Raw genomic sequence first — 26,647 nt, forward strand, 5'->3', positions numbered from 1 at the left:
CGCACCAGCAGCACCACCGGTTCATCCATGCCGGACTCGATCCACTAGCACCATCGGAGATTCCTTGTCTGACCTCAATCCGTCCGATAGCCGCGCCGTCCCGGAGGGACCTGCGGGCCAGGGCCGTTTCCGCCCGTCAACTGTTGAAGCGGTCCGGCTGGCACGCATCGGCGACGCCATCGATGTGGCGGTCCCCGGTCCGGTGGCCGGGGTGGAAGTCACTGGAATTTCCTTGAACTCGCGTGCCGTGGAGCCGGGGGACCTTTACGTCGCCCTTCCCGGCGCCGCCCGCCATGGTGCCGATTTCGTTCGGCAGGCCGTCGAAGCGGGAGCCGTCGCCGTCCTCACGGACGATGCCGGCGCCAGGCTGCTTGCACTGTCCAACGATGTTCCGGTACCCGTGATCATCGTGGACTCACCCCGCAACGTGGTGGGGCCATTGTCCGCTCTGATCTATCAGAGCCAGCCGGGCGGCGGCCAGCCGCAGCTGTTTGGCGTGACAGGCACCAACGGAAAGACCACCACCACCTATTTCATCAACTCGCTTCTGCGGGCCCTGGGCCGGAAAACCGGGCTGATCGGCACCATCGAGATCCACGCCGGCGGGGATCCCATCCCGAGTCTCCTCACCACCCCCGAATCCACCGACGTGCACGCGCTGCTGGCACTCATGCGGGAAAGGGGCCTGGCGGCTGCCGCCATGGAGGTCTCGTCCCACGCCATCTCCTTCCAGCGGGTGGACGGAGTGCTGTTCGATGTCGTGGGCTTCACCAACCTGACCCAGGATCACCTGGACCTGCACCTCACCATGGACGATTATTTCGCCACCAAGGCGGAGCTTTTTACCCCAGGCCGCGCCCGTGCGGCGGTAGTAACGGTCGACGACGAGTGGGGGCGCCGTCTTGCCGGCGCCGCTCCGGTGCCGGTCACCACCCTCGCCACGTCCGCCGGAACCACTGCCGACTGGACTGTCACGGGGACTGCCGCGCGCGGGCTCGGCACGGAGTTCACACTCAGTGGCCCTGACGGGGCCAAGCTCACCGTGCACACCGGACTCCCCGGCAGCTTTAACGTTGCAAACGCCGCGCTGGCGGCAGTGATGGTCCTGGCGGCAGGCGTGGATGCCGCCACGCTGCAGGCAGCACTGGACGAGCACGACCCCTTCACTGTAGCGGTGCCCGGACGTATGCAGTTGGTTTCCGACGAGCCCGCAGCGATCGTGGATTTCGCCCACAATACCGATGCACTGGCCCGGGCCCTCGAGGCGGTGCGGTCCCCGCAACCTGGGTCCCGCCTCATTGTCGTTTTTGGTGCCACCGGCCAGCGCGACCAGGGAAAACGCCCCGCAATGGGTGCCATTGCAGCCCGGCTCGCCGATACCGTCATCATCAGCGATGACGACCCCCACGATGAGGACCCGGCTGCCATCCGCGCCGACGTCCTGGCCGGAGCCCGGGAAGCGAAAGAAAAGGACTCCCTCGCATGTGAAGTCCTGGAGGTCTTCCCCCGCGCCGAAGCAATCCGCCGTGCCGTGGAGCTGGCCCGGCCGGAGGACACCGTCCTCGTGGCCGGCCGGGGCCATGAAGTGTGGCAGGAGGTCAAAGGCGTCAACCTTGCCCTGGACGACAGGGTGGAACTGCGCAGCGCCTTGACAGCCAGGGGATTCAACGTTCTCCAAGACGACCGGATAGAGTCCTAGACCGAGATGATTGCATTTACTGCGGCGGAGATCGCCGAAATCACTAACGGGCGCCTGGACGCCGATCCCGGGATCACGCCCCTTTCGGTGGTCACGGACTCACGCGACTCCACTCCCGGTTCGCTCTACGTTGCAAAGCCGGGTGAGCACGCCGACGGCCACGACTACGTGGCGGCTGCCTTCACAGCAGGCGCCACCCTGGCCCTGGTGGAGCGTCCGGTGTCCGCGCCGGACGGAACCCCCTACCCCTCGGTGCTGGTTCCGGATGCGGTGCTCGCGATGGGCGCACTGGCCGCCGAAGCCGTGCGCAGGATCCGGGCAGCACGAGCCCGGGAAGGCAGCGAACTCACGGTAGTGGGAATCACCGGCTCGGCCGGAAAGACCACCACCAAAGACCTGCTCGCAGGCATCCTGGCCACACAGGGAAACACCGTTGCCCCGCAGGGGTCCTACAACGGCGAAATCGGCGTTCCGCTCACCGTCTTCCGCGCCGGAACAGAAACGCGCTACCTCGTGATCGAGATGGGCGCCACCGGAATCGGCCACATCCAGTACCTTGCCGAGATGGTTAAACCCGACATCGGCGTGGTGCTCGCGGTCGGAACCGCGCACGCCGGAGAGTTCGGGGGAGTGGAGAACATCGCCCGGGCCAAGGGGGAACTGGTAGAGGCCCTTGCCCCGACGGGCACGGCCGTCGTAAACCTCGACGACGAACGGGTGGCCGCGATGCGCGCACGCACCTCGGCGTCGGTGCTTGGTTTCTCAGCGGAAGGCCGCGGGGACGCCGCCGTGCAGGCACTGAACGCCGACACCAATGCCGCGGGCCATCCCGAATTCGATCTCCAGCTGCCGGGCGGCGAAACCGGCCTGCACGTGAGCAGCCGCCTCATCGGCGCGCACCATATGGGCAACCTGCTGGCTGCCGCCGCCGCGGCCTGGGCTGCGGGCGTTTCCGGACAGGACATAGCGTCCTCCCTCAGCTTTCAAACTGCCGCAAGCCGGTGGCGCATGGAGCGCACTGAGCGGCCGGACGGCGTCACCATCATCAACGACGCCTACAACGCGAACCCCGAATCCATGCGCGCCGCGCTGCGGACGCTCGCGGACCTCGGCCGTGGCAGGCGCACCTGGGCCGTGCTGGGAGCAATGCTCGAACTCGGCGAGGACTCCATCAGGGAACATACCGCCGTCGGCACCCAGGTGGTCCGGCTCAATATTTCCAGACTGCTGGTAGTAGGCCGGGAAGCCCGCGCCCTCTACGTGTCGGCAGTGCAGGAGGGGTCCTGGGGCGACGAGTGCCTTTTCGCGGAAACAGTGGAAGAGGCTCACGAACTGCTGGACGCCGAGCTCCAGCCAGGTGACTTGGTGCTGTTCAAATCCTCGAACAGCGTAGGGCTTCGCCATTTAGGCGATCGGATAGCATTACCCCCACAAACCCCGCAACCCGCCGATGAAAGGAGCACTCTGCCGTGATTGCACTTTTGATAGGCGCCGGCCTGGCACTCCTGTTCGCCCTTGTGGGAACCCCGCTCTTCATCCGGCTGCTGGTCCGCCGCGGCTACGGCCAGTTCATCAGGGACGACGGCCCCACCTCGCACCACACCAAACGCGGCACACCCACCATGGGCGGGACAGTGGTGGTGGCGGCGGTACTGCTGAGTTACGGCCTCACCCACTTGATCATGCTGATGGTCAACCCCGGTTCTTCCGGCCCCTCCGCTTCGGCCCTCATCCTGCTCTTCCTCATGGTAGGGATGGGCCTCGTGGGATTCCTTGACGACTTCATCAAGATTTCCCGGCAGCGCAGCCTCGGCCTCGACGCCAAGGCAAAGCTGATCCTGCAGGCAGCCGTTGGCATTATCTTCGCGGTGCTCGCCCTGAACTTCCCCAACCGCGCCGGGGTCACCCCGGCCTCCACCAAAATTTCGCTGGTCCGTGATTTGCCCTGGCTGGACCTTGCCTTTGGCGGAACCGTCCTCGGGGCCATCCTGTTCGTGATCTGGTCCAACCTGATTGTCACCGCCGCAACCAACGGGGTGAACCTGACCGACGGCCTCGACGGCCTCGCCGCAGGTGCGGCCGTGATGGTCTTCGGCGCGTATACGCTGATGGGAATCTGGCAGAGCAACCAGGCCTGCGGTTCACCCCGCCAGGCCGGCAGCGGGTGTTATTCCGTCCGCGATCCACTGGATCTCGCCCTGCTGGCAGCCATCATGAGCGCCGCGCTGGTTGGCTTCCTGTGGTGGAACACCTCGCCGGCCAAGATCTTTATGGGCGACACCGGGTCGCTGGCCATTGGCGGCGCCATCGCAGGTTTCGCCATCCTGTCCCGGACCGAATTGCTGCTGGGCATCATCGGCGGCCTGTTCGTCCTGATCACCCTGTCCGTCATCATCCAGGTGGGCTACTTCAAAGCCACCGGTGGTAAGCGCGTCTTCAAGATGGCCCCGCTGCAGCACCACTTCGAGCTGCAGGGCTGGGCGGAAGTGACGGTGGTGGTCCGGTTCTGGATCCTCTGCGGGCTCTTCGTCGCCGTGGGGCTTGGCATTTTCTACGCTGAATGGGTTGTGCTGCTGTGACCGTTTCCCCCCGACTCGACAACCTCACCAGCTGGGATTCCGACTGGTCCGGGCTGCGCGTCGCCGTCACCGGCATCGGCGTCTCCGGATTCGCGGCGGCCGACACCCTCATCGAACTCGGTGCCCGGGTGGTGGTGGTGGACGCGGCCACGAGCGATACGGCCAAGGCCCACGCAGAAACCCTCAGGATCGTCGGCGCCGCGGATGTCCTGCTCGGCGAGGACGCAGTAGCACGGATTCCCCGGATTGACGGCGAACTGCCCGAGCTGATCGTGACCTCACCCGGGTGGCGGCCCGACCAGGCCCTCCTGGCCGCTGCCGCAAGGGCGCACATCCCGGTGTGGGGCGACGTCGAACTCGCCTGGCGGGTTCGCGTGCGTGAAGGCCGGAAGACGGCGGACTGGCTTGCCATCACGGGAACCAACGGAAAGACCACCACCGTTGGCCTCACCGAATCCATGCTTCGGGCCGCCGGGCTGAAGGCCATCGCCGTCGGCAACGTGGGCACACCCATCCTGGATGCCCTCCGTGATCCGGTCGAATACGACGTCTTCGCCGTCGAGCTTTCCAGCTTCCAGCTCCACTGGGCACAGTCCCTCTCACCTGTTGCCAGTGTCTGCCTGAACGTTGCCGAGGACCACGTGGACTGGCACGGTTCCTACGATTCCTACCTGGCGGACAAGGCCAAGGTCTACGAACAAACGCAAAAAGCCTGCATCTACAACGCCGAGCAGATTGAAACCGAACGCATGGTGGAGAATGCGAATGTGGTGGAGGGCTGCCGCGCCGTCGGTTTCACCACGGTCACCCCGGCGATCAGCATGCTCGGCGTGGTGGAGGGGCTGCTGGTGGACCGGGCGTTCATCGCCGAACGCAAGGACAGCGCCGCGGAACTCGCTTCCATGAGCGACCTGGGCGCCTTTGCCCCTCGCCACATGGTAGCCAACGCCCTCGCCGCCGCAGGACTCGTGCGCGCCTACGGGGTTGAGGCTAAGGCGGTGCGGCAGGGCATCCAGGACTACGTTCCGGGAGACCACCGCATCCAGCCCGTAGCCCGCCAAAACGGGGTGCTCTGGGTTAACGACTCCAAGGCCACCAATCCGCACGCCGCGGCCGCCTCACTGGCTACGTTCAGCAACGTCATCTGGATTGCCGGCGGTCTCTCCAAGGGAGTCACCTACGACGAGCTGGTCCGGGAGCACGTGCAACGGCTTAAGGCCGTGGTGCTCATTGGAAGCGATACGTCGGCCCTCACTGAGGCCCTCCAGCGACACGCGCCGGATGTCCCGGTGATCATCCCGGCGGCGGGTGAAACTGAAGAGGTGCAGACTGCCGCGGCGGCCGGCGCCGTCCAATCCGGTTCTTCCGTACCCGGTGAAACGGTGATGGCCTGGGCCGTGGCGTCAGCAGCGCAGCTCGCCGCATCGGGCGACACTGTGCTGATGGCTCCGGCAGCTGCTTCCATGGATCAGTTCTCTTCCTACGCTCACCGTGGTGACACTTTCATCGAAGCTGTCCGCGAGCTGGTGGAAGGGCAGGCCCAGACCGGCGAGGAGTAACAATGGCCAGCACGCCCACCCGGCCGCAGCCAGTTAGGCAGCAGGACGACAAGCCCCGTCCCGGCTCCTCGGCAACAGCTGTTCAGCGCCCGTCCACTGCGGCCGCCAGGCTCCGGACCGTGTACCGCAAATTCTGGTCTGCGCTGGAAGGAACCGGAACCTCCCGGAACGGTTCCACCTACTACCTCATCCTGGGATCTACGCTGGCACTGACCGCCATCGGCATCATGATGGTGCTCTCAGCCTCCAGCGTGGAATCCATTGCCGCCGGAAAGTCGCCCTACGGCGATGCGTTGAAGCAGGGCATGTTTGCCGCCATCGGCATCTTCACCATGTTTGTTCTGTCCCGTATTAACGTCATCTGGCTCAAGCGGCTCGCCTGGCCGGCGATCGGCGCGGCAGTGGTACTCCTGATCCTCGTCCAGGTGGTGGGCGACGAGGTCAACGGCAACAAGAACTGGATCGACCTCGGCGGTATCACCTTCCAGCCGTCGGAGGCGTCGAAACTCGCCCTCGCGCTTTGGATGGCCACGGTCCTGGCCATAAAGGGCAAGCTGCTCAGCCGCTGGCAGCACGTGGCTATTCCTGCTGTCCCGATGGCCATCATCATCGTTGGCCTGGTCCTGGTCGGAAACGACCTCGGGACGGCCATGATCATCATGATGATTACGGCCGCGGCACTTTTCTTTGCCGGAGCACCCCTCTATCTCTTCGGCATCGCCGGACTGCTCGGAGCTGTCCTGGCCGGTGTCATGGCTGTCACCAGTTCAAACCGCATGTGCCGCATCACATCCTGGTGGACCGGGCAGTCCTGCGCCGACGGCATCGATGCCAACTACCAGGCCACCAACGGCCTCTATGGCCTCGCGTCCGGCGGCTGGTTCGGCGTGGGCCTGGGGCAAAGCCGGCAGAAGTACAGCTGGATTCCCGAAGCCCACAACGACTTCATCTTCGCCATCATCGGCGAGGAACTCGGCCTGGTGGGCACCGTCGTCGTGCTCATCCTTTTCGCGATCCTCGGCGCAGCCATCTACCGCGTGGTGGTGGCGCAGGAGGGCATGTTTCACCGTGTCCTGGCCGGCACCATCATGGTGTGGCTGCTCGGCCAGGCCACCGTGAACATGTCCGTGGTGACAGGCCTGATGCCCGTCATCGGTGTGCCGCTTCCGTTCATTTCCTATGGCGGATCCGCCCTGCTGATGTCGCTGTGCGCCATCGGCGTCGTGCTCTCGCTGGCACGGGAGCAGATGGCCCCGGCCATCCGGCCCAAACGGATGCTGAAGTTCAAGTCGAAGCCGTCAAAGGCCACCGCACCCAAGAAAAAGACTGCAAGAAAGCGTGCCTAAGCCCCTCATGACGTCCCTGAATCCTTCCATTGTCCTGGCGGGCGGCGGAACTGCCGGCCACATCAGCCCTCTCCTGGCCATCGCAGCTGCCGTCCGCACGGCAGCTCCCGGCGCTGCCATCCTCGCCGTCGGAACACCGGCAGGAATGGAAACCCGCCTGGTGCCCGCCGCCGGCGTTGAGCTGGCCACCATCGACCGCGTGCCCTTCCCGCGGAAGCCCTCCGTGGATCTGCTTCGCCTCCCTGGACGGCTCGGCGGCGCAGTGCGTCAGGCGGGGGCCATCCTGGACAAGGCCGGCGCAGACGTCCTGGTGGGTGTGGGCGGCTACGTGTGCACACCCCTGTACCTTGCCGCACGGAAACGTGGCATCCCGATCGTGATCCACGAAGCCAACATCCGCCCCGGACTGGCGAACAGGGTGGGCGCGATGTTCACCAAGCGCGTGGCGGTAGCCTTCGACGACACCCCGCTGAAGGGCGCCCTGCACGTGGGCATGCCAATGCGCACTGAAATCTCGCGACTGGACCGGGCCGCCGCGCGAACTGCGGCGCGGGAGGCACTCGGATTGGATGCGACGAAACCCACCCTGATCGTCACCGGCGGATCATCGGGCGCGCAGAGCATCAACCGAACCATCGCTGCCGCACTCGGGCAACTGGCCGGCGCCGGCATCCAGACCCTGCACATCACCGGCCGCGGTAAGTCCATTCTTGACGACGGCGGCAGGCCGCTGGTTGCCGAAGGCTACCGCCAGGTGGAATACATCGACGGCATGGAGCTGGCCTACGCCGCGGCGGACGTGCTGCTGGCCCGTTCCGGCGCCGCCACCGTATCTGAGATCGCGGCTGTCGGCGTGCCGGCCGTCCTGGTGCCGCTGCCCATTGGCAACGGTGAACAGGCGCTCAACGCGGCTGGTCTCGTCGCCGCCGGCGGCGCCGTGCTCGTTGCGGACCGCGACTTCACCCCGGAGTGGGTGGGCAGCGAACTGGTTCCCCTCGTCACGGACCCTTCCCGCCTCGCTACCATGGCCGCCAATTCGTACCGGCTTGGTATCCGAAACGCCGATCAGCGCATGGCCGGTCTAGTCCTGGAAGCGGTATCCGCATGAGCTCCGACACCATCCCCAGCCTCGCCTCCCTGGGCAAGGTCCACTTCGTCGGCGTCGGCGGCGTGGGCATGTCTGCCGTCGCCCGGATCATGGTGGCCCGCGGCGTAACGGTCAGCGGTTCAGATGCCAAGGACCTTCCCGTGATGGCGGACCTTGCTGCCGCCGGAGCGCGCATCGCCGTCGGATACGACGCAGCCAACCTGGCGGACGCGCAGACCGTGGTGGCGGGCTCGGCGATCAGGGCGGACAACCCCGAGGTGACGGCAGCCAGGGAAGCCGGGGTGCCGGTGCTGCACCGCTCCGTCGCCTTGGCGGCAACCATGGGGGAGGACGTGGTGGTGACCGTGGCCGGGACCCATGGCAAGTCCACCACCACGTCGATGGTCGCAGTCCTGCTGCAGGGCGCGGGCCTGGACCCCTCCTTTGCCATCGGCGCCAACGTGCCCGCCCTCGGCGTCAATGCCGCGTCCGGAACATCCCCAATCTTTGTTGCCGAGGCAGACGAGTCCGACGGGTCCTTCCTCAACTATCGGCCCAGGATCGCCGTTGTCACCAATGTGGAACCCGACCACCTGGACTACTACGGCACTGCCGAGGCCGTCTACGAATCCTTCGACCGCTTCACCGCCCTGCTGCCGGCCGACGGCGTGCTGATCGCCTGCGCCGATGACCCCGGGGCACTCGCCCTCGCAGAGCGGGCCCGCGCACGCGGCAACGCCCGCGTGGTCCTTTACGGGACGGGCGCTGAGGCGGAGCTTGTGCTGCACGACGGCGGTCCTGGAGACGTTGCGGTGTCCACGCCGTCCGGCCGCTTCCAGCTCGACCTGCAGGTGCCGGGCCGGCACAACGCGCTGAACGCGGCGGCTGCCTTTGCCGTGGCACTTGAGCTGGGCGTCCAGCCAGCCGAGGCTGCCGGCGCCCTGGCACAGTTCTCCGGGGCTTCACGGCGCTTTGAGCTGAAGGGCCAGGCTCGGGGCGTGCGGGTCTTCGACGACTACGCCCACCATCCCACCGAAGTCAGGGCAGCCCTTGCCGCGGCCCGCTCGGTGGCCGGGAACCACAGGGTTCACGTGCTTTTCCAGCCGCACCTGTTCTCACGGACCCGGGAATTTGCCCGTGAGTTCGCGGAGGCACTGAACCTTGCCGATACTGCCTGGGTGCTGGACATTTACCCGGCCCGTGAAGATCCAATTCCCGGGGTCACAAGCCAGCTCATCGCGGACCACCTCGACGACGGCGGGCGGCTGGTCAAGGCCGCGGAGGCCGTGCCGGCCCTCGCCGCCGCGGCCGGCGACGGGGACATCGTCCTCACAGCCGGCGCGGGTGATGTAACGGCTTACGGGCCGCAGATCGTAGAGGCCCTTCGTGCCTAGTTCACGCCGCCCCACGTATGCGTCCGCCGGAAGGCGCCCTGCCGGTGGGAACCCGGCCGGCCGGACCCCCGGCTCCGGTGACGCAGGCCGGGATACGGACAGCGGCTCCGACGTCATTTCCGCCTCGCGGCCGGTGGTTGAACAGGGTCCGCAGCCATCCAAAGAGGCGAAGGCACCCAGGTCCGCGGGCCGAAACAAGGATAAACCAGCGGGATCCTCCGCGGCCTCGATAAACGCGGCCGGCAATGTCCTGGCGTTTCCCGAGCCCAAGGGCAAGCGGCGGAAGCGGAATGTACTGGTGGTGGCCGCCACGCTGGTTGCCCTGGTTGCCGCGCTGCTGGCTGCCGCTATTTTCTCCCCGGTCCTTGCGGTGGACACGATCTCTGTTTCCGGGACGCGCCTGCTGACTCCTGCGCAGGTGCAGACCGCGCTTGAACCACTGCACGGCAAGCCCCTGCCACAGATCACGGACGAGGAGGTAGGGCGCCTCCTCGAGCCCCTGGTCCAGGTCAAGTCCGTCTCGGTCGAGGCACGTCCGCCGTCGGGCCTTGCTGTGGCGGTGCGTGAACGCGTGCCGGTGGCGCTGGTCAAGCGGGGGAAGCAGTACCAGCTGGTGGACGTGGAGGGCATTCAGCTGGCCGCTACCGCAGATCCGGTGTCGGTCCCGCTGCCGGTAATTGACGGTGGCGCCGGTACCATCGGCAAAGAGCTCTTCCGTGCCACCGCAGAGGTGCTGGGTGCACTGCCGGCGGATGTGCTCGCCAAGCTGTCCAACGCGTCCGCCCAGTCAGTGGACGCGGTGGAACTCAAACTCGTGGACGGCCAGACCATCATCTGGGGCAATGCGGGGGAGAAGGAACTTAAGGCCAAAGTACTCGCCGCGCTCCTCAAGGTTCCGGCGGATCCCATAAACCCGGTTAAGGTGTACGACGTGAGTGTGCCCCGGCATCCGGTGACCCGCTGACACGCTTTCTTTCCGGTATTAATCCGACACGCGGAGCCGGTCATTGAATGTGTGAACCAGAGGAAATACCGTCACAGACATGAGTTACTTGACATAACTATAACCTTCAAGTCGAAGGTTAGAGTTGCAGGCACTAAGCTCTTCATCAGATTTCGCAAAAAGACACGAACAAGGGACACGTAACGTGGCAGCTCCGCAGAATTACTTGGCCGTCATCAAAGTCGTCGGCATCGGCGGCGGTGGCGTGAACGCAGTCAACCGCATGATCGAGGTCGGCCTCCGGGGTGTTGAATTCATCGCCATCAACACCGACGCCCAGGCCCTGCTGATGAGCGACGCCGACGTCAAGCTCGACGTGGGACGGGAACTGACCCGCGGCCTCGGGGCAGGCGCGAACCCTGAGGTGGGCAAGCAGGCTGCAGAGGACCACGCGGACGAGATCGAGGAAGTGCTCCGCGGCGCCGACATGGTCTTCGTTACCGCCGGCGAAGGCGGCGGCACCGGCACCGGCGGCGCTCCCGTCGTCGCACGCATTGCCCGCTCCCTTGGTGCGCTGACCATCGGCGTGGTAACCCGCCCGTTCACGTTCGAAGGCCGCCGCCGCGCGGGGTCAGCGGAGGCAGGCATTGACGCCCTCCGCGACGAAGTGGACACCCTGATCGTTATCCCCAACGACCGCCTCCTTTCCATCAGCGACCGCAACGTCTCCGTCCTGGACGCCTTCCGCTCTGCCGACCAGGTGCTGCTCTCGGGTGTCCAGGGCATCACCGACCTCATCACCACTCCGGGCCTGATCAACCTTGACTTCGCGGACGTCAAGTCCGTCATGCAGGGCGCCGGGTCCGCCCTGATGGGCATCGGCTCGGCCCGGGGCGAAGATCGCGCAGTCAAGGCCGCAGAGCTCGCCATCGCCTCACCGCTGCTGGAAGCTTCCATCGACGGAGCACATGGTGTGCTCCTGTCCATCCAGGGCGGTTCGGACCTCGGCCTGTTTGAAATCAACGAAGCCGCACGCCTGGTCCAGGAAGTGGCGCACCCGGAAGCGAACATCATCTTCGGTGCCGTTATCGACGACGCCCTCGGCGACGAAGCCCGCGTGACGGTCATTGCTGCAGGGTTCGACGACGTCAAGGCCACCTCGCCGTCCATGGACCAGTCCCAGCCGCAGGTTGCGCCGCAGCGGCCGGCCGCGCCTGTTGCCCCGGCACCCGCCCAGGCTCCTTCCGCGGGCAACCACTCCCACAACGTCCAGCCGGTCCATGCAGGCGTGGGCGCGGCCGGGCTCAGCAACTGGGGCCAGCAGCGTCCCTCCGCTGTCCCCGCTGACTCAGGCTTCGACGTCGACCTCCCTTCCGTTGTGGAGCCGGACCTCTCCGGCAGCCACTCGGATGACCTGGATGTCCCCGACTTCCTGAAGTAGGCGCCGGATTGTTCCACTGGCGTGCCGAAATCCGGCCTGGAGTGTCCGTCGCCTTTACTGACGCTGCCGCGGGAAACCTGGCGCTGCACGTGGGTGACAATCCCGCAGAAGTGGGCCGGCGCCGCGCGGACCTGGAACGGGCCATCGGCGTCGTCCCGCATGGCCTGCGGTTCATGAACCAGGTCCACGGCACCACCGTGGCGGTTATGGACCAGAGCAACGATGGGCCCGAAGCCGATGCCATGGTCTCCCATGGCCTTCCGCTGGCAGTGATGGTTGCTGACTGCATTCCCGTCCTGCTGGCAGGGGAGTCGGCGGACGGGCCGGTTCTGGCTGCCGTGCATGCGGGCCGGCCCGGCCTTGCCGGCGGCGTCATTCCAGCCGCGGTGGGGACCATGGAGTCCCTCGGGGCTTCCGGTATCCGCGCCTGGCTTGGGCCGTCCATCTGCGGGAACTGCTACGAGGTGCCCGCCGCGATGCAGGCAGAGGTAGCAGCTGTTGTGCCCGCCGCGCGAAGTACAACCACATGGGGCACCCCCGGGCTGGATCTGCCCGCAGGCGCCCGCAGCCAGCTGGAGCGCCTGGGTATCAGCGTGGACTACTGCGGACCCTGCACCCTTGAAACGGCGTCGCTCTTTTCATACCGGCGGAACAAAAACACTGGCCGCTTCGCAGGTGTGGTCTGGTGCCATGACTGACCCCGGAGCAGCTGGTGACCCGCGCTCGGAGCAGTTGAAAGGCCGGCTCGATGCCGTTCGACGCCGTATTACGGCGGCGGCAGCTGCGGCAGGCCGGGCGGGTAACCTGCCCACCCTGATCGTGGTCACCAAGTTCCACCCGGCGGAAGACATCAGACGGCTCGCCGCCCTGGGTATTACGGACGTCGGTGAAAACCGGGACCAGGAAGCGGCAGCCAAAGCAGAACAATTGGCCGAGTGCGGATTGGCGTGGCACTTTGTGGGCCAGCTGCAGACCAAAAAGGCCAAGTCTGTGCTCCGGTACGCCGCGGCTGTGCATTCGGTTGACCGGCCGCAGCTCGTGGACGCCCTGGCCAAAGCGGCGCAGGCCCAGCAGGACATCACCGGAAGGTCGCCGTTGGCGTGCTTCGTCCAGGTCAGCCTGGAGGACGACGCCGGAACGCACCGCGGTGGCGCCGCCCCCAGCGACGTGGGGATGCTTGCTGAACGGATAGCAGCAGCCGGGAGCCTGGAGCTTGCGGGCGTGATGGCAGTGGCCCCCTTTGGCGCCCCGCCCGAGCCTGCCTTCGAAAAACTTGCCGCAGTGTCTGCCGGACTTGTGGCGGAACATCCCGCGGCCACTGGCATTTCGGCAGGTATGAGCCAGGATCTGGAAGCCGCGATCCTGTTCGGAGCGACACACCTGCGAATCGGTTCCGATATTCTCGGATCGCGTCCCCCTGTGGGGTAGCGTCGGTGCTATTGGAAGTGATGGGCGGGGGAAATCCAGTGCGGTCAAGTCATTGGGCGGCCCGCTTACGGAATCGATTAGGAGTCGACCATGGCCGGCGCTCTGCGCAAGACAATGATCTATCTTGGGCTCGCCGACGGCGATGAACACTACGAGTCCGAGCAACAGACCACACGTAAGGATGAGGACGAAACGATGGAAGCTGACCGCGAGGAGCGCCGTGCACCCGCACCCGTCCGCGAGGTCAGCCGAGAAGCGTCCTACACCCCCGAAGAGGAATACCGCGCCCCAGTGACCCCCATCAAGCGCGCGGCCTCGAGCCGCGAGGAGACCAGCGGTCTCCGCCAGATCACCACCATCCATCCGCGTTCGTACAACGATGCCAAGCTGATCGGCGAAAGCTTCCGTGACGGAATCCCGGTCATCATGAACGTGACGGACATGGGCGAGGCTGACGCCAAGCGCCTCGTGGACTTCTCCGCCGGCCTGGTCTTCGGGCTCCGGGGAAGCATCGAGCGGGTGACCAACAAGGTTTTCCTGCTCTCGCCGTCGTACGTCGAGGTCATCGGTGATGACAAAAAAGTCAGTGAAACCCAAGCCAGCTTCTTCAACCAAAGCTGACCCAGTAACCTGATGCGATGCCAGGCAGGGACACACCTGCCTGGCATCTGTGCTGAAATAGACGAGAAGCATCGGCCGGACGCCGCGGTAACCACTATGGACATGGAGATATGAATTAAGTCATGGGAATTGTTTTCGGGCTTGTTTATCTCGCGCTTTTGCTGTTCTTTGTGGCACTGATCATCCGCCTGGTTTTCGACTGGGTCCAGATGTTCGCACGGGAGTGGCGTCCCCGGGGCGCGGCCCTGGTGGTGGCGCATGCCGTCTACTCCATCACGGATCCGCCGCTCAACGGACTGCGCCGGCTGATCCCGCCGCTGCGCCTTGGCGGCATCTCCCTGGACCTGGGCTTCCTGGTTTTGTTCATCGCCGTCAGCATCGCCATGGGGATCACCAGAGGCCTCGCCTGATTTACCGGATAGACCCAGCAGCGCACACGGATGGAACCCGTCGGGACCCACCAATGCAATGTGAAGAAAACTCGCGTTTGACACCGCAGTGTTGAATTAGAGGAACCAGACCAACTTTAGGTACCTTAGTTTTGACGGCCGGAAGGCCTACTGACTAACCAGACCAGTGAGGTGACCAGATGGCTTTGACGCCAGAAGACGTTGTCAACAAGCGCTTTCAGCCGACCAAGTTCCGCGAAGGCTACGACCAGGATGAAGTTGATGACTTCCTGGACGAGATCGTTGTAGAACTCCGCCGCCTGAACCAGGAAAACGACGAACTTCGCAAGAAGCTCTCTGAGGCCGGGTCCAGCGTGCCGGCCAGCTCCGCCGCCGCACCCGTGGTGGAGAAGGTCCCCGCGCCCGTCAAGTCCGACAAGGACGAAGCACGCGAGAAGGCTGAAGCCGAAGCCAAGGCTGCTGAAGAGCGCAAGAAGAAGGACGTCCAGCCGCCCGCTCCGGTAGCTGCTGCTCCCGTTGCCGCCGCTCCGGCCGCCTCCACCGCCTCAGCAGAATCCGCCGCCGGCCTGCTCGCCATGGCCCAGCAGATGCACGACCGCCACGTCGCAGACGGACAGGCGCAGAAGGACAAGATCATCGCCGAAGCGCAGATCGAAGCCAGCAGCCTCGTCAATGACGCCCAGGAAAAGTCCCGCAAGATCCTCGGAGCACTTGAGCAGCAGCGTTCCGTGCTGGAGCGCAAGGTGGAGCAGCTCCGCGGCTTCGAGCGCGATTACCGTTCACGCCTGAAGGCCTACATCGAAGGCCAGCTCCGCGACCTCGATGCCCGCGGTTCAGTGGCAACGCCGGAAGTCAGCGAAGCCAATTAATCCGGCTTAGCACGTATTCTGAAAGCCGGTGGCTGAGGATTCCTCGGCCACCGGCTTTTGGCATTGATCCAGGTTTTACGAATGAAAGCACCATGACTGACGAACTCGCCGCCGACCCGGCCCGCCCCGTACCGCCTTCGCCGCGCCCCCGGAGAGCCGTGCTGCTGTCCCTCTTTGCAGGGTTCGCAGTTTTCGCCTACGTCCTGGACCAGCTGACCAAGATCTGGGTAACGTCCACCATGGTGGAAGGGGAGCGGATCCCGGTCTTCCCGCCGCTGCTGCATTGGTACTTCATCCGGAATTCGGGGGCGGCGTTCTCCATCGGGGAAAACGTCACCTGGGTGTTCTCCATCATCATGGCCGCCGTTGCGGTGGCCATCCTGTTCCAGGTCCGCAAGCTCGGCTCGAAATGGTGGTCCCTGGCCCTCGGCCTGCTGCTGGGCGGCGCGCTGGGCAACCTCACCGACAGGCTCTTCCGGGAACCGTCCTTCGGCATGGGGCACGTGGTGGACTTCATCCAGCTGCCCAATTTCGCCATCTTCAACATCGCTGACTCGGCTGTAGTTTCCGCCGTCGCGATCATTTGCATCCTCACGCTGCGCGGAATCACCCTGGACGGAACACGGCTGACTTCCGGCAACAAGGAGAAGTCCACGGATGCCTGAGCGTGTGGTCGTCGCCGAAGAATACGCCGGGACCCGCGCCGACGCCGGCCTCGCCGGGCTGATGGGTATTTCGCGTTCCCTTGCGGCCACCCTTATCGCCGAAGGCAATGTCCTCAGCAAAGGCAAAGCACTGGGAAAGTCGGCAAAGCTCGTGGCCGGAGACGTCCTCCAGGTGAGCCTGCCGGAACGGCGTGACCCCCTTGAAGTCGTGGAGGAAGTTGTGGAAGGCCTGAAGATCCTGCTGGATGACGACGATTTCGTCGTCGTGGACAAACCCGTAGGGGTTGCCGCCCATCCCTCTCCGGGCTGGGTGGGTCCTACCGTGGTGGGTGGCCTGGCCGGGGCCGGTTACCGCATTTCCACCTCCGGCTCGCCGGAGCGTGCGGGAATTGTCCACCGGCTCGACGTCGGCACATCAGGAGCGATGGTTGTCGCCAAGTCCGAACGCGCCTACACGGCCCTGAAGCGGGCTTTCAAGGAACGCACCGTGGACAAGGTCTACCACGCAGTGGTCCAAGGCCTGCCCGATCCGCTGACCGGCACCATTGACGCGCCCATCGGCCGCCACCCGGGACACGACTGGCGGTTCGCGGTGATTGAGGACGGACGGCCGTCCGTCACGCATTACGAAGTGGTGGAAGCGTTCGGCAAGGCAAGCCTGGTGGAGGTGCACCTGGAGACGGGACGCACCCACCAGATCCGCGTACATTTCTCGGCACTCCGCCACCCCTGCGCAGGCGACCTCACCTACGGCGCCGACCCCCGCCTGGCCGCCACGCTCGGCCTGACCCGGCAATGGCTGCATGCCCGTGAGCTCGGCTTCGAGCACCCCGTGACGGGCGAGCCGGTACGTGTCATCAGCGACTACCCGCAGGACCTTGCGTTTGCCCTCGAAGTACTGGAGTCCGGGCGGGCCTGACCCTCAGCGCGGGTGCCCAGCGCATAGAATAGTGCGGTGACTTCCAGCAACGACTCGTTTGTCCATCTCCACAACCACACCGAGTATTCAATGCTGGACGGTGCCGCAAGGCTCGGCGAGCTCTTCGACGAAACCGAACGGCTGGGCATGCCCGCCATCGCCACCACCGACCACGGCTATCTCTTCGGCGCCTTCGACTTCTGGAAGAAGGCCACCGACAAGGGAATCAAGCCGATCATCGGCGTCGAAGCCTATGTGACGCCGGGAACGGCCCGCGGTGACAAAAGCCGTGTGCGCTGGGGCGAGGAGCACCAGCGCAAGGACGACATCTCCGGCGGCGGTTCCTACACCCACATGACTTTGTTGAGCTACAACAACGTGGGCATGCGGAACCTGTTCAGGGCGTCCTCCATCGCCTCACTGGACGCTGTGTTCGGCAAATGGCCCCGCCTGGACCGTGAGCTGCTGAACACCTACTCCGAGGGGCTCATCGCCACCACCGGCTGCCCGTCAGGGGAAGTCCAGACCCGCCTGCGGCTGGGCCAATACCGCGAGGCGCTGGAAGCAGCCGCCGAGTTCCGCGACATCTTCGGCGCCGAGAACTATTTCTGCGAACTGATGGACCACGGGCTGGACATCGAACGGCGCGTCACCGGGGACCTGCTCCGCCTCGCCAAAGACCTGAACCTTCCCCTCGTCGCCACCAACGACCTCCACTACACTCATGAGCACGACGCCAAGGCCCACGAGGCACTCCTGGCCATCCAGTCCGGCTCTACCCTCCTGGAACCCACATACGACAACGGCGGCTCCCGCTTCGCCTTCTCCGGCAGCGGCTACTACCTGAAGTCGCCGCAGGAGATGCGTGAGCTGTTCCGGGACCACCCGGACGCCTGCGACAACACCCTCCTGATCGCCGAGCGGTGCGAGGTTTCCTTCAACACCGGCGCCAACTTCATGCCCCGGTTCCCCTGCCCGCCGGGGGAGGACGAGACCTCCTGGCTGGTTAAGGAAGTGGCAACGGGACTCGACTACCGCTACCCCGGCGGCGTTCCGGACGAGGTCCGTGCGCAGGCCGACTACGAGCTCGGCGTCATCACCTCGATGGGGTTCCCCGGCTACTTCCTTGTGGTGGCGGACTTCATCAACTGGGCCAAGAACAACGGCATCCGCGTGGGTCCCGGCCGTGGTTCCGGCGCCGGCTCCATGGTGGCCTACGCCATGCGCATCACCGACCTTGACCCGCTGCGCCACGGTCTCATCTTCGAGCGGTTCCTGAACCCTGACCGCGTCTCCATGCCCGACTTCGACGTCGACTTCGATGACCGGCGCCGCTCGGAAGTCATCGACTACGTGACCCGCAAGTACGGCGACGAGCGCGTAGCCATGATCGTCACCTACGGCACCATCAAAACGAAGCAGGCGCTCAAGGACTCCTCACGCGTGCTGGGGTATCCCTTCAGTATGGGCGAGCAGCTGACCAAGGCGCTGCCGCCTGCCGTGATGGCCAAGGACATCCCGCTGGCCGATATCCAGAACCCGGAGTCCAAGCGCTACGGTGAAGCTGGTGACTTTCGCCAGCTGGTCAGCACGGATCCCGAAGCTGCCAAGGTGTTCGAGACCGCGCTGGGCATTGAGGGGCTGAAGCGTCAGTGGGGCGTACACGCCGCCGGCGTGATCATGTCCTCGGACCCGATCATCGACGTCATCCCCATCATGCGCCGCATCCAGGACGGCCAGGTGATCACGCAGTTCGATTACCCCACCTGCGAGGGCCTCGGCCTGATCAAGATGGACTTCCTGGGGCTGCGGAACCTCACGATCATTTCCGACGCCCTGGAAAACATCAAGATGAACCGGGGCATCGACCTGGACCTTGAGTCCCTGGAACTCGACGACGCCCCGTCGTACGAGCTGCTGGCCCGAGGCGACACCCTGGGCGTGTTCCAGCTCGACGGCGGACCAATGCGCTCCCTGCTCAAGCTGATGAAGCCTGACAACTTCGAAGACATCTCGGCCGTGCTCGCGCTCTACCGGCCGGGGCCCATGGGCGCCAACGCGCACACCGACTACGCGCTGCGCAAGAACGGAATCCAGGAAGTCATTCCGATCCACCCGGAACTGAAGGAACCCCTCTCGGAGATCCTCGGCGGAACCTATGGCCTGATCGTGTACCAGGAGCAGGTGATGGCCGTGGCCCAGAAGCTGGCCGGGTACTCGCTCGGCCAGGCAGACATCCTCCGCCGCGCCATGGGCAAGAAGAAGAAGTCGGAGCTGGACAAGCAGTTCGCGGGCTTCTCCCAGGGCATGCAGGACAACGGCTACTCCATGGAGGCCGTCAAGACCCTGTGGGACATCCTGCTGCCGTTCTCCGACTACGCGTTCAACAAAGCCCACTCCGCCGCGTATGGAGTGATCTCCTACTGGACCGCCTACCTCAAGGCCCACTACGCCCCGGAGTACATGGCCGCACTGCTCACGTCCGTGGGCGACGACAAGGACAAGTCGGCCATCTACCTGAACGAATGCCGGCGCATGGGTATCACCGTGCTCCCGCCGGACGTCAATGAGTCCGCCCTGAACTTCACTCCTGTGGGCAACGACATCCGCTTCGGCATGGGCGCCATCCGCAACGTGGGCGTCAACGTGGTGGAAGCCATGGTGGCCGCCCGCGAAAGCGAGGGCGCCTACACGTCCTTCAAGGACTACCTGATGAAAGTGCCCGCGGTGGTCTGCAACAAGCGCACCATTGAATCGCTCATCAAGTCCGGCGCCTTCGACTCGTTGGGCCATCACCGCCGTGCCCTGGCGATGATCCATGAGGAGGCCATCGATTCTGTCATCACGCTTAAGCGCAATGAAGCGATCGGCCAGTTCGACCTCTTTGCCGGCTTCGAGGAAGCCGAATCAGAGTCATCGCTGAGCATAGAGATTCCTGACCTTCCCGAGTGGGAGAAGAAGGACAAACTCTCCTTCGAACGGGACATGCTGGGACTCTATGTCTCGGACCACCCGTTGCAGGGCCTCGAAGGGGTGCTGAGCCAGCACGCCGAGCTGAGCATTACTTCCGTATTGGGCGAGGACGGACCGCAGGACGGCGCCATCATCACCATCGCCGGCATGATCACGTCCCTGAGCCGGCGCATCGCGAAAGCCAGCGGCAATGCCTACGCCCGGGCTGAGGTGGAAGACCTCGGTGCTTCCATGGAAGTCATGTTCTTCGGCCAGGTTTACGGGCCCATTGCCTCGGTGCTCGCCGAGGACCTGATCGTGGTGGTCAAGGGGCGCCTGCAAAAACGTGACGACGGCGCCATCGCCCTCAACTGCATGGAACTCTCCGTGCCTGATCTGAGCGAAGGGCTGAACGGGCCACTCGTGATCACCATGCCCACCCACAAGGCCACGGAAGCTGTAGTCACCGAACTGGGCGACGTGCTCCGGACGCACCGCGGAAACTCCGAAGTCCGCCTGCACCTGCAGGGCGACACCAGGACAGAAATCATGGGCCTGCCGGTCCACCTCCGCGTGAACCCGAGCCCGTCGCTCTTTGGCGACCTGAAGGTGCTGCTCGGCCCCGCCTGCCTGGACGCCTGACCACAGGGGAGCGGACGCGCGGCGGAACATCCCCGCCGTCGTCCCATCCTGTTTTCGACGCCCGCCGTAGGCGATCCCCGTGGCCCGCCCGGCCCGGACGCCCGGCGGGGCCCTTAGATTTCGTAGTCGAGCGGCACCGGCTGGCTGTATCCGCCCGCGTGGTAGAGAAGGGGCGACCCGTCGCCGCCCACCTGGCCGTCGACCACCTGCACCACCACAACTGCGTTGTTCTCGAACGAGAGGCGCATCTGCACCTCACCGATCAACCAGCCGGCCACGTCCTTCAGCACCGGTACCCCGTGCGGCCCGACGTCCCAGTGGTCGCCCTCAAACCGGTTGCCGGCGCCGGCAAACCGGTCGGCGAGTTGCTGGTTCTCCAGGCCGAGCATATGCACGCCGAGGTAGGTGGTATTGGCCACGGCAGGCCACGACCTGGAACTGCGTGCCATGTTGAAGGTGAAGCGCGGGGGCTGCGCTGACAATGACGCTACGGAGGTGGCAGTGAAGCCGAAGGGGCTGTCCTGGTAATTGACCGTGATGATGGCAACGCCCGCGGCGTGGCGCCTGAACATCTCCCTGAACGTCCGCTCGAACGGCACGTCATTTACGGTCACGGGAACTCCTGATGGTGGGTGGTTGTGTGTTCTCCTTCAAGGGTATGGGCCGGTCGGCCAGGCAGGGAATCACTTGAAGTCCCACGTCCGGCGGTTAAGCCGGCGGAACATTTGTTAAGGTTTGTTGCATGATGAAGCCAACCCGCCGCGCACGCCCGCGGCTGCCCTGGGCCATGGTCGCGGTCCCGGCAGCGGCGGGGGTGCCCGCGGGAATTCTCTGGTGGCTCCTTGCGCCCGGCGGCCTCAACCTGATCACCAGGGATGACGCCCTCGGGACCGGCACCAACCCCCTGGTCTGGCTCCCCAGGGACCTCACGCTGGCAGGGCTTCTGGTCTTCGCCGGGTGCCTCCTGGCAGTGTTCCTGACGGACAAAAAGCGCCGGGATCCGCAGGCCGCCCTGCTCATGGGGCTGGCAGGCGCCTTATTCGGCGCCGTCCTGGCCTGGCAGGCAGGCCTGCTGTCCGCGCAGCTGTGGGGGCCCGCGGTAGACGCCTCGGCCAACGCCAGCATTGCCTTTTCGTTGCGCTCCCTGCCTGTGCTGCTGCTGTGGCCCGCTGCCACCGCCGTGTCCGTCTTTGTGCTGGAGTTGATGCACCTCCTCGGAAGGAAGGGCAACGGCAGGAAGGACGACGGCGGGCCGCACCGGTCGCATGACATCGCGGTGGGGCCCGTAAAATAGTGCGGTGACCATTTCTTCCGAGTTTCCCGCCACCCCCGCTGCTGCCGCCGTGAGCTTCCGCACTGTCGACCTTCGCGGCCGGAACTTGACCCTCGCGGGACTTCGCGCCGCCCTTCCCCGCGCCCAGGGCCAGACGGTAGCCGACGCCGAAGAGAAGGTCCTCGACATCATTGCCTCCGTCCGGCAGCGGGGCTTCGACGCACTGGGAGAATTGGCCCTCCGCTTCGACGGCGTGGAGCAGAACCACCCGCTGGTCCCGCCGGAGGCCCTTGCGGCAGCGCTGCAGGAGCTGGACCCCGCCGTCCGCGGGGCGCTGGAGGAATCGATCAGCCGGGCACGCCGGTTTGCGGACAGCCAGCGTCCGCGCAACGTGGAGGTCCAGCTCGGCGACGGCGCACGGGTCAGCCAGAACTGGGTGCCGGTGGCGCGGGTGGGACTCTACGTGCCCGGCGGCCTTGCCGTCTACCCGTCCTCCGTCATCATGAACGTGGTACCGGCCCTCGCCGCCGGAGTAGGGTCCATTGCCCTGGCGTCGCCACCGCAGAAAGAGTTCGACGGCCTGCCGCACCCCACCATCCTTGCCGCTGCTGCACTGCTCGGCATTACGGAGGTGTACGCCATCGGCGGCGCCCAGGCCATCGCCGCCTTCGCCTACGGGGTGCCCGCAACGGAGGCCGGCCCGGCGCTGGAACCGGTGGACGTGGTGACCGGGCCGGGCAACATTTTCGTCGCTACAGCCAAGCGCCTGGTGAAGGGCGCAGTGGGGATCGATTCCGAGGCCGGCACCACCGAGATTGCCATCCTGGCGGACTCCACGGCCCAACCTGCCCTGGTTGCCGCCGACCTGATCAGCCAGGCGGAACACGATCCCAAGGCGGCCTCGGTGCTCATCACGGATTCCGAAGACCTCGCTGCCGCGGTCCGCGCCGAGCTGGACCGGCAGGCCGCCGCCACCAAGCACTCCGGCCGGGTCATTGAAGCGCTGTCCGGCCCGCAGTCCGGGGTGGTCCTGGTGGACGACCTCGAACAGGGCATCGCCGCCTGTGACGCCTACGCGGCCGAACACCTGGAAATCATGACCCGCGACGCCGCCGGCGTGGCCGCCAGGATCCGTAATGCCGGGGCCATCTTCGTTGGCGACTTCAGCCCCGTCAGCCTCGGGGACTACTGCGCCGGCTCCAACCACGTGCTGCCCACCAGCGGCACGGCTGCCTTTTCGTCCGGCCTGAACGTCACCACCTTCCTGAGGGCCATCCAGGTTGTGAACTACAGCCGCGACGCGCTGGCAGAAGTGAGCGGCCACATCGTCAGCCTGTCCGGCGCAGAAGACCTGCCCGCCCACGGCGAGGCGGTCACGGCCCGGTTCTCCTAGGTTAATAGGGACTGCCCGGGCCCGACATCTAGTAGTACCCACCACAACATGTAGTAATTACAGGGTTGTTATTAGCTGGCTCCTGGTCGTAAACTAAAGGCGCCGCGGGCCGGGCTTCGCCTTGCCGCGTCCGTGCAACGAGCGAAGAGCAACCAGCGAAGAACATCAAGCGAAAGAAGGGACGCCATGTACTGTCCGTTCTGCCGCAACCCCGACTCCCGTGTGGTGGACAGCCGAATGGCGGACGATGGCTCGGCCATCCGCCGGCGCCGCCAGTGCCCTGAATGCGGGCGCCGGTTCACTACCGTGGAAACCACCAGCCTGTCCGTCATCAAGCGTTCCGGCGTGGGGGAGCCCTTCAGCCGCAGCAAGGTGATCAACGGTGTCCGCAAGGCTTGCCAGGGACGCCCGGTCAGCGAGGACGACCTCGCTCTGCTCGCCCAGGAGGTCGAGGAGCAGATCCGCTCCTCCGGCGCCGCTGAGATCGACGCCCACGAAGTGGGACTCGTTATCCTCGGTCCGCTGCAGAAGCTGGACAAGGTGGCCTACCTTCGCTTCGCAAGCGTCTACCAAGCCTTCGAATCCCTCGAGGATTTCGAAACGGCCATCGCCCTGCTCCGCCAGGAAGCCGAAGAAGACGCAAAGAGCACTCCCGCCAAGGGCGCCAAGAGCTCCGAAAAAAGCCCACTGTAAGCTCCGGTGGTGGCACTGGAGGGGAAGCCGCAGCCACCACCGGCACCACGCCTGCCCGCAACGGGTCAGGCGGCTATCTTCCCCCTGAAACCGGCAGCACCGCACCGGTGATGTAGGCCGCCTCCGCGGACATCAGCCACAGGACGGCGGCCGCTACTTCTTCGGGCTCGGCGCCCCTGCCAAGCGGGATGGTCGGGTTCAGCCGCTCCACGCGGTCCGGCATCCCCGCCGCCGCATGCAGGCCCGTGTTGGTGCTGCCCGGCGCCACTGCGTTCACCCGGATACCCTGCTGTGCCACTTCCGCGGCAAATCCTGTGGTGAGGACGTCTACCGCTCCCTTGGACGCAGCATAGTGCGCCCAGGTTCCGGGGGAGCCTGCCTTGGTTGCGGTGGAGGAGATGTTGATGATCGAACCACCCACGCCACCGGTGTGGATGCTTAGGCGGCGCACCGCCTCCTGGCAGACGTAGATCAGGCCTGTCACATTGACGTCCATGACCCGCCGGACATTCTCCGCAGGCACGTCCACAAGGTTCCCGATCAGGTTGCCGGTGATCCCTGCGTTGTTCACCACTGCCGTCAATGTCCCCAGCCGCGCTGCGGCGTCGAAGAGGGACCGGACGGCGGCGGGGTCACTGACGTCCGCCCGGGCACGGACCGCCGTGCCGCCGTCGTTCACAATGTCCTCAACCACGGCCGCCGCACCGTCCGCATCTGCGGAATAGTTCACCACCACGGCGTAGCCCGTGCGGGCAGCCAGCCTGGCTATGGCGGCCCCGATGCCGCGGCTGGCACCGGTGACCACCATGACGCCACGGGTGGGCACCCTACTTGGCGAGCTTGTGCTTCAGTGCGATTTCGATGGCGGCACCCACAATGCCGGCCTCGTTCCGCAGGACTGCCGGCACGATGGGCGTGCGGAGTTTGAGGTTGGGCAGGTACTCATCCGCGCGCTTGGAAATGCCGCCGCCGACGATGAACAGTTCGGGGGAGAACAGGAACTCGACGTGGGAGAAGTAGCGCTGCAGCAGGACGCTGTACTCGTCCCACGACAGGCCGTCCCGCTCCCGGGCCACGGCGGAGGCCTTGGTTTCCGCGTCGTGGCCGTCGATCTCCAAGTGGCCCAGCTCAGCGTTGGGCACAAGTTTGCCGTCGAAGATAAAGGCAGAACCGATTCCGGTGCCGAGGGTGATCACCAGGACAGTGCCGGCAATGCCCGCGCCCGCCCCATACCTGGCCTCCGCAAGCCCGGCGGCGTCGGCGTCGTTGATGACCTCAACGGGACGGCCCAGGCGTGCCGTCAGGAGGCCGTCGATGTCACTGTTGAGCCAGCTCTTGTCCACGTTGGCGGCGGAGTGGACCACGCCGTGCTGGATGATGCCGGGGAAGGTGACGCCTACGGGGGAGCCGGCAGCAGGTGCCTCGGGGCGGGCCGATAGTTCGGAAACCACCAGTGCCACTGCCTCTGCAACTGCCTCGGGGGTGGCCGGCTGCGGGGTGGGAACGCGGAACCGTTCACCCAACAGTTTGCCCTTCTTGAGGTCGACGATGCCGCCCTTGATTCCCGTGCCACCGATGTCGATGCCGATCAGCGGGGCGTTCTTTTGCGACTTTTCGTCCTTCTTGGCCAATTGGTTTCCGTTCGTGGCAGGGGCGGGCAGGGAAGGGGCGGCGGGTAGCCGGCCCCGGGGTGGTTGCTAAGTCAGCGGCCTGCCGTTGACAGGTGTTGGGCCGCTTCCGTGGGGCGGCCGGGTCAGGGCAGAGTGAGGATTTCTGCGCCGGATTCGGTGACCAGCAGGGTGTGCTCAAACTGGGCAGTGCGTTTGCGGTCGCGGGTGACGACGGTCCAGTCGTCCGCCCACATGTCCCACTCGACCGTGCCCAGGGTCAGCATCGGTTCAATGGTGAACACCATGCCGGGTTCGATCACCGTGCTGTAGGCGGGTGCGGCGTCGTAGTGCGGGATGATGAGCCCGGTGTGGAAGGCTTCACCTACGCCGTGTCCGGTGAAGTCCCGGACCACGCCGTAGCCGAAGCGCTTGGCGTACGACTGGATGGCGCGGCCGATCACGTTGATCTCACGGCCCGGGGCTACGGCCTTGATGGCCCGGTTGAGGGATTCCTGCGTCCGTTCCACGAGCAGGCGGGATTCCTCGTCAACATCCCCTACCAGGAACGTGTAGTTGGTGTCGCCATGGACGCCGTCGATATAGGCCGTGATGTCGATATTGAGGATGTCACCGTCATTAACCACCGTGGTGTCCGGGATCCCGTGGCAGATGACCTCGTTCAGCGACGAGCACAAGGACTTGGGGAATCCCCGGTATCCGAGGGTGGAGGGGTACGCGTGATGGTCAAGGAGGAACTCGTGGCCCACCTTGTCCAGTTGGTCGGTGGTGACGCCTGGCTCGATGTGCTTCCCGACTTCCACGATGGCCTGTGCGGCGACTTTCGCGGCCACGCGGATTTTCTCAATGGTTTCGGCGGACTTGACCTCGGAGCCGGTGAACTTGGCAGGTGCCGGCCTGCCGACATATTCAGGGCGGGCGATGGACGCCGGTACGGGACGCTGCGGGCTCACGGTTCCCGGGGTGAGGGTGCCGATGGGTGCAGTCGAGGCAAGGGAAGGCATAGATTGATCATATAAGGCACCACAGAAGGCCTAACAACCGGGAGCCGCGTCTGTCCCGCGTATGGGTTTAAGTTACGCGCGTCACGCCGCAGGTTCCCTGCC

General features: G+C 65.5%; 24 protein-coding genes. 20 read left to right on the forward strand and 4 right to left on the reverse strand.

Annotated features, from left to right (window positions below):
- The first annotated feature begins 64 nt into the window (after positions 1-64).
- From CXQ88_RS16915 to dnaE, 17 genes are all read left to right on the forward strand, one after another.
- On the forward strand, positions 65-1,699 hold the full coding sequence (locus CXQ88_RS16915; RefSeq protein ID WP_104045301.1) for a UDP-N-acetylmuramoyl-L-alanyl-D-glutamate--2,6-diaminopimelate ligase: 1,635 nt from the start codon (positions 65-67) through the stop codon (positions 1,697-1,699).
- A 6-nt stretch (positions 1,700-1,705) separates the two neighbouring features.
- Complete coding sequence (locus CXQ88_RS16920) at positions 1,706-3,172, forward strand: UDP-N-acetylmuramoyl-tripeptide--D-alanyl-D-alanine ligase (protein ID WP_104045302.1); 1,467 nt, start codon at positions 1,706-1,708, stop codon at positions 3,170-3,172.
- Positions 3,169-4,278, forward strand: coding sequence for a phospho-N-acetylmuramoyl-pentapeptide-transferase (mraY, locus tag CXQ88_RS16925; RefSeq protein WP_104045303.1), 1,110 nt, complete (start codon positions 3,169-3,171; stop codon positions 4,276-4,278). Before CXQ88_RS16920 ends, mraY begins: the two co-directional genes overlap by 4 nt.
- The gene (gene murD / locus CXQ88_RS16930) at positions 4,260-5,837 is read left to right on the forward strand and encodes a UDP-N-acetylmuramoyl-L-alanine--D-glutamate ligase (RefSeq protein WP_181037579.1); all 1,578 of its coding nucleotides are present in this window, start codon (positions 4,260-4,262) and stop codon (positions 5,835-5,837) included. Before mraY ends, murD begins: the two co-directional genes overlap by 19 nt.
- A gap of 2 nt (positions 5,838-5,839) precedes the next feature.
- Positions 5,840-7,183, forward strand: coding sequence for a putative lipid II flippase FtsW (gene ftsW / locus CXQ88_RS16935; RefSeq protein WP_104045305.1), 1,344 nt, complete (start codon positions 5,840-5,842; stop codon positions 7,181-7,183).
- 7 nt (positions 7,184-7,190) lie between these two features.
- Complete coding sequence (gene murG / locus CXQ88_RS16940) at positions 7,191-8,291, forward strand: undecaprenyldiphospho-muramoylpentapeptide beta-N-acetylglucosaminyltransferase (protein ID WP_104045306.1); 1,101 nt, start codon at positions 7,191-7,193, stop codon at positions 8,289-8,291.
- Entirely contained in the window at positions 8,288-9,664 is a 1,377-nt protein-coding gene (gene murC / locus CXQ88_RS16945; protein ID WP_104045307.1) for a UDP-N-acetylmuramate--L-alanine ligase, read from the forward strand. The genes murG and murC overlap by 4 nt, the downstream gene beginning before the upstream one ends.
- On the forward strand, positions 9,657-10,628 hold the full coding sequence (locus CXQ88_RS16950; protein ID WP_104045308.1) for a cell division protein FtsQ/DivIB: 972 nt from the start codon (positions 9,657-9,659) through the stop codon (positions 10,626-10,628). The genes murC and CXQ88_RS16950 overlap by 8 nt, the downstream gene beginning before the upstream one ends.
- A gap of 184 nt (positions 10,629-10,812) precedes the next feature.
- Positions 10,813-12,048, forward strand: a complete 1,236-nt coding sequence (gene ftsZ, locus CXQ88_RS16955) for a cell division protein FtsZ (RefSeq protein ID WP_104045309.1) — start codon at positions 10,813-10,815, stop codon at positions 12,046-12,048.
- Positions 12,049-12,056: 8 nt separating this feature from the next.
- Positions 12,057-12,746, forward strand: a complete 690-nt coding sequence (locus tag CXQ88_RS16960) for a polyphenol oxidase family protein (protein ID WP_104045310.1) — start codon at positions 12,057-12,059, stop codon at positions 12,744-12,746.
- Positions 12,739-13,476, forward strand: a complete 738-nt coding sequence (locus tag CXQ88_RS16965) for a YggS family pyridoxal phosphate-dependent enzyme (RefSeq protein ID WP_104045311.1) — start codon at positions 12,739-12,741, stop codon at positions 13,474-13,476. Before CXQ88_RS16960 ends, CXQ88_RS16965 begins: the two co-directional genes overlap by 8 nt.
- A gap of 90 nt (positions 13,477-13,566) precedes the next feature.
- Complete coding sequence (locus CXQ88_RS16970) at positions 13,567-14,097, forward strand: cell division protein SepF (RefSeq protein WP_104045312.1); 531 nt, start codon at positions 13,567-13,569, stop codon at positions 14,095-14,097.
- A gap of 122 nt (positions 14,098-14,219) precedes the next feature.
- Positions 14,220-14,507: a YggT family protein gene (locus tag CXQ88_RS16975; protein WP_104045313.1), complete on the forward strand. Its 288-nt coding sequence runs from the start codon at positions 14,220-14,222 to the stop codon at positions 14,505-14,507.
- A 179-nt stretch (positions 14,508-14,686) separates the two neighbouring features.
- Positions 14,687-15,376 (forward strand): DivIVA domain-containing protein, encoded by a 690-nt coding sequence (locus CXQ88_RS16980; RefSeq protein ID WP_104045314.1) that lies wholly within the window; start codon positions 14,687-14,689, stop codon positions 15,374-15,376.
- 92 nt (positions 15,377-15,468) lie between these two features.
- Positions 15,469-16,041, forward strand: a complete 573-nt coding sequence (lspA, locus tag CXQ88_RS16985) for a signal peptidase II (RefSeq protein WP_104045315.1) — start codon at positions 15,469-15,471, stop codon at positions 16,039-16,041.
- Complete coding sequence (locus CXQ88_RS16990; protein ID WP_104045316.1) at positions 16,034-16,960, forward strand: RluA family pseudouridine synthase; 927 nt, start codon at positions 16,034-16,036, stop codon at positions 16,958-16,960. Before lspA ends, CXQ88_RS16990 begins: the two co-directional genes overlap by 8 nt.
- 36 nt (positions 16,961-16,996) lie before the next feature.
- Positions 16,997-20,554: a DNA polymerase III subunit alpha gene (gene dnaE, locus CXQ88_RS16995; RefSeq protein ID WP_104045317.1), complete on the forward strand. Its 3,558-nt coding sequence runs from the start codon at positions 16,997-16,999 to the stop codon at positions 20,552-20,554.
- A 113-nt stretch (positions 20,555-20,667) separates the two neighbouring features.
- On the opposite strand, the gene CXQ88_RS17000 is transcribed toward dnaE, so the two are convergent.
- A complete protein-coding gene (locus CXQ88_RS17000; protein ID WP_104045318.1) occupies positions 20,668-21,168 on the reverse strand; it encodes a flavin reductase family protein in 501 nt (166 codons plus the stop codon).
- A 128-nt stretch (positions 21,169-21,296) separates the two neighbouring features.
- Here CXQ88_RS17000 and CXQ88_RS17005 point away from each other — a divergent pair, with 128 nt between their 5' ends.
- The 3 genes from CXQ88_RS17005 to nrdR all read left to right on the forward strand — a co-directional run bounded on the left by CXQ88_RS17005 (position 21,297) and on the right by nrdR (position 23,913).
- Positions 21,297-21,848: a hypothetical protein gene (locus tag CXQ88_RS17005; protein ID WP_258061959.1), complete on the forward strand. Its 552-nt coding sequence runs from the start codon at positions 21,297-21,299 to the stop codon at positions 21,846-21,848.
- Between the two features lie 4 nt (positions 21,849-21,852).
- Entirely contained in the window at positions 21,853-23,220 is a 1,368-nt protein-coding gene (gene hisD / locus CXQ88_RS17010) for a histidinol dehydrogenase (protein ID WP_104045319.1), read from the forward strand.
- A gap of 186 nt (positions 23,221-23,406) precedes the next feature.
- Complete coding sequence (nrdR, locus tag CXQ88_RS17015) at positions 23,407-23,913, forward strand: transcriptional regulator NrdR (RefSeq protein WP_104045320.1); 507 nt, start codon at positions 23,407-23,409, stop codon at positions 23,911-23,913.
- A 73-nt stretch (positions 23,914-23,986) separates the two neighbouring features.
- Here the strand turns inward: nrdR and CXQ88_RS17020 are convergent, their stop codons facing one another.
- From CXQ88_RS17020 to map, 3 genes are all read right to left on the reverse strand, one after another.
- On the reverse strand, positions 23,987-24,739 hold the full coding sequence (locus tag CXQ88_RS17020; protein WP_306737064.1) for an SDR family oxidoreductase: 753 nt from the start codon (positions 24,737-24,739) through the stop codon (positions 23,987-23,989).
- Position 24,740: 1 nt separating this feature from the next.
- Positions 24,741-25,544: a polyphosphate--glucose phosphotransferase gene (gene ppgK / locus CXQ88_RS17025; protein ID WP_104045321.1), complete on the reverse strand. Its 804-nt coding sequence runs from the start codon at positions 25,542-25,544 to the stop codon at positions 24,741-24,743.
- Between the two features lie 122 nt (positions 25,545-25,666).
- Positions 25,667-26,545 (reverse strand): type I methionyl aminopeptidase, encoded by an 879-nt coding sequence (gene map / locus CXQ88_RS17030; RefSeq protein ID WP_104045322.1) that lies wholly within the window; start codon positions 26,543-26,545, stop codon positions 25,667-25,669.
- Positions 26,546-26,647 lie beyond the last annotated feature (102 nt).

This window comes from Arthrobacter sp. ZGTC412, assembly GCF_002929215.1.
GTDB lineage: Bacteria > Actinomycetota > Actinomycetes > Actinomycetales > Micrococcaceae > Arthrobacter.

What these genes read in the sequence shown, in the direction of transcription:
- CXQ88_RS16920 (WP_104045302.1), top strand. Translation starts at nt 1,706, where the DNA reads ATGATTGCATTTACTGCGGCGGAGATCGCCGAAATCACTAACGGGCGC.
- murD (WP_181037579.1), top strand. Translation starts at nt 4,260, where the DNA reads ATGGGTTGTGCTGCTGTGACCGTTTCCCCCCGACTCGACAACCTCACC.
- ftsW (WP_104045305.1), top strand. Translation starts at nt 5,840, where the DNA reads ATGGCCAGCACGCCCACCCGGCCGCAGCCAGTTAGGCAGCAGGACGAC.
- murG (WP_104045306.1), top strand. Translation starts at nt 7,191, where the DNA reads ATGACGTCCCTGAATCCTTCCATTGTCCTGGCGGGCGGCGGAACTGCC.
- murC (WP_104045307.1), top strand. Translation starts at nt 8,288, where the DNA reads ATGAGCTCCGACACCATCCCCAGCCTCGCCTCCCTGGGCAAGGTCCAC.
- CXQ88_RS16965 (WP_104045311.1), top strand. Translation starts at nt 12,739, where the DNA reads ATGACTGACCCCGGAGCAGCTGGTGACCCGCGCTCGGAGCAGTTGAAA.
- CXQ88_RS16970 (WP_104045312.1), top strand. Translation starts at nt 13,567, where the DNA reads ATGGCCGGCGCTCTGCGCAAGACAATGATCTATCTTGGGCTCGCCGAC.
- CXQ88_RS16975 (WP_104045313.1), top strand. Translation starts at nt 14,220, where the DNA reads ATGGGAATTGTTTTCGGGCTTGTTTATCTCGCGCTTTTGCTGTTCTTT.
- CXQ88_RS16980 (WP_104045314.1), top strand. Translation starts at nt 14,687, where the DNA reads ATGGCTTTGACGCCAGAAGACGTTGTCAACAAGCGCTTTCAGCCGACC.
- lspA (WP_104045315.1), top strand. Translation starts at nt 15,469, where the DNA reads ATGACTGACGAACTCGCCGCCGACCCGGCCCGCCCCGTACCGCCTTCG.
- CXQ88_RS16990 (WP_104045316.1), top strand. Translation starts at nt 16,034, where the DNA reads ATGCCTGAGCGTGTGGTCGTCGCCGAAGAATACGCCGGGACCCGCGCC.
- CXQ88_RS17005 (WP_258061959.1), top strand. Translation starts at nt 21,297, where the DNA reads ATGATGAAGCCAACCCGCCGCGCACGCCCGCGGCTGCCCTGGGCCATG.
- nrdR (WP_104045320.1), top strand. Translation starts at nt 23,407, where the DNA reads ATGTACTGTCCGTTCTGCCGCAACCCCGACTCCCGTGTGGTGGACAGC.
- map (WP_104045322.1), bottom strand. Translation starts at nt 26,545, where the DNA reads ATGCCTTCCCTTGCCTCGACTGCACCCATCGGCACCCTCACCCCGGGA.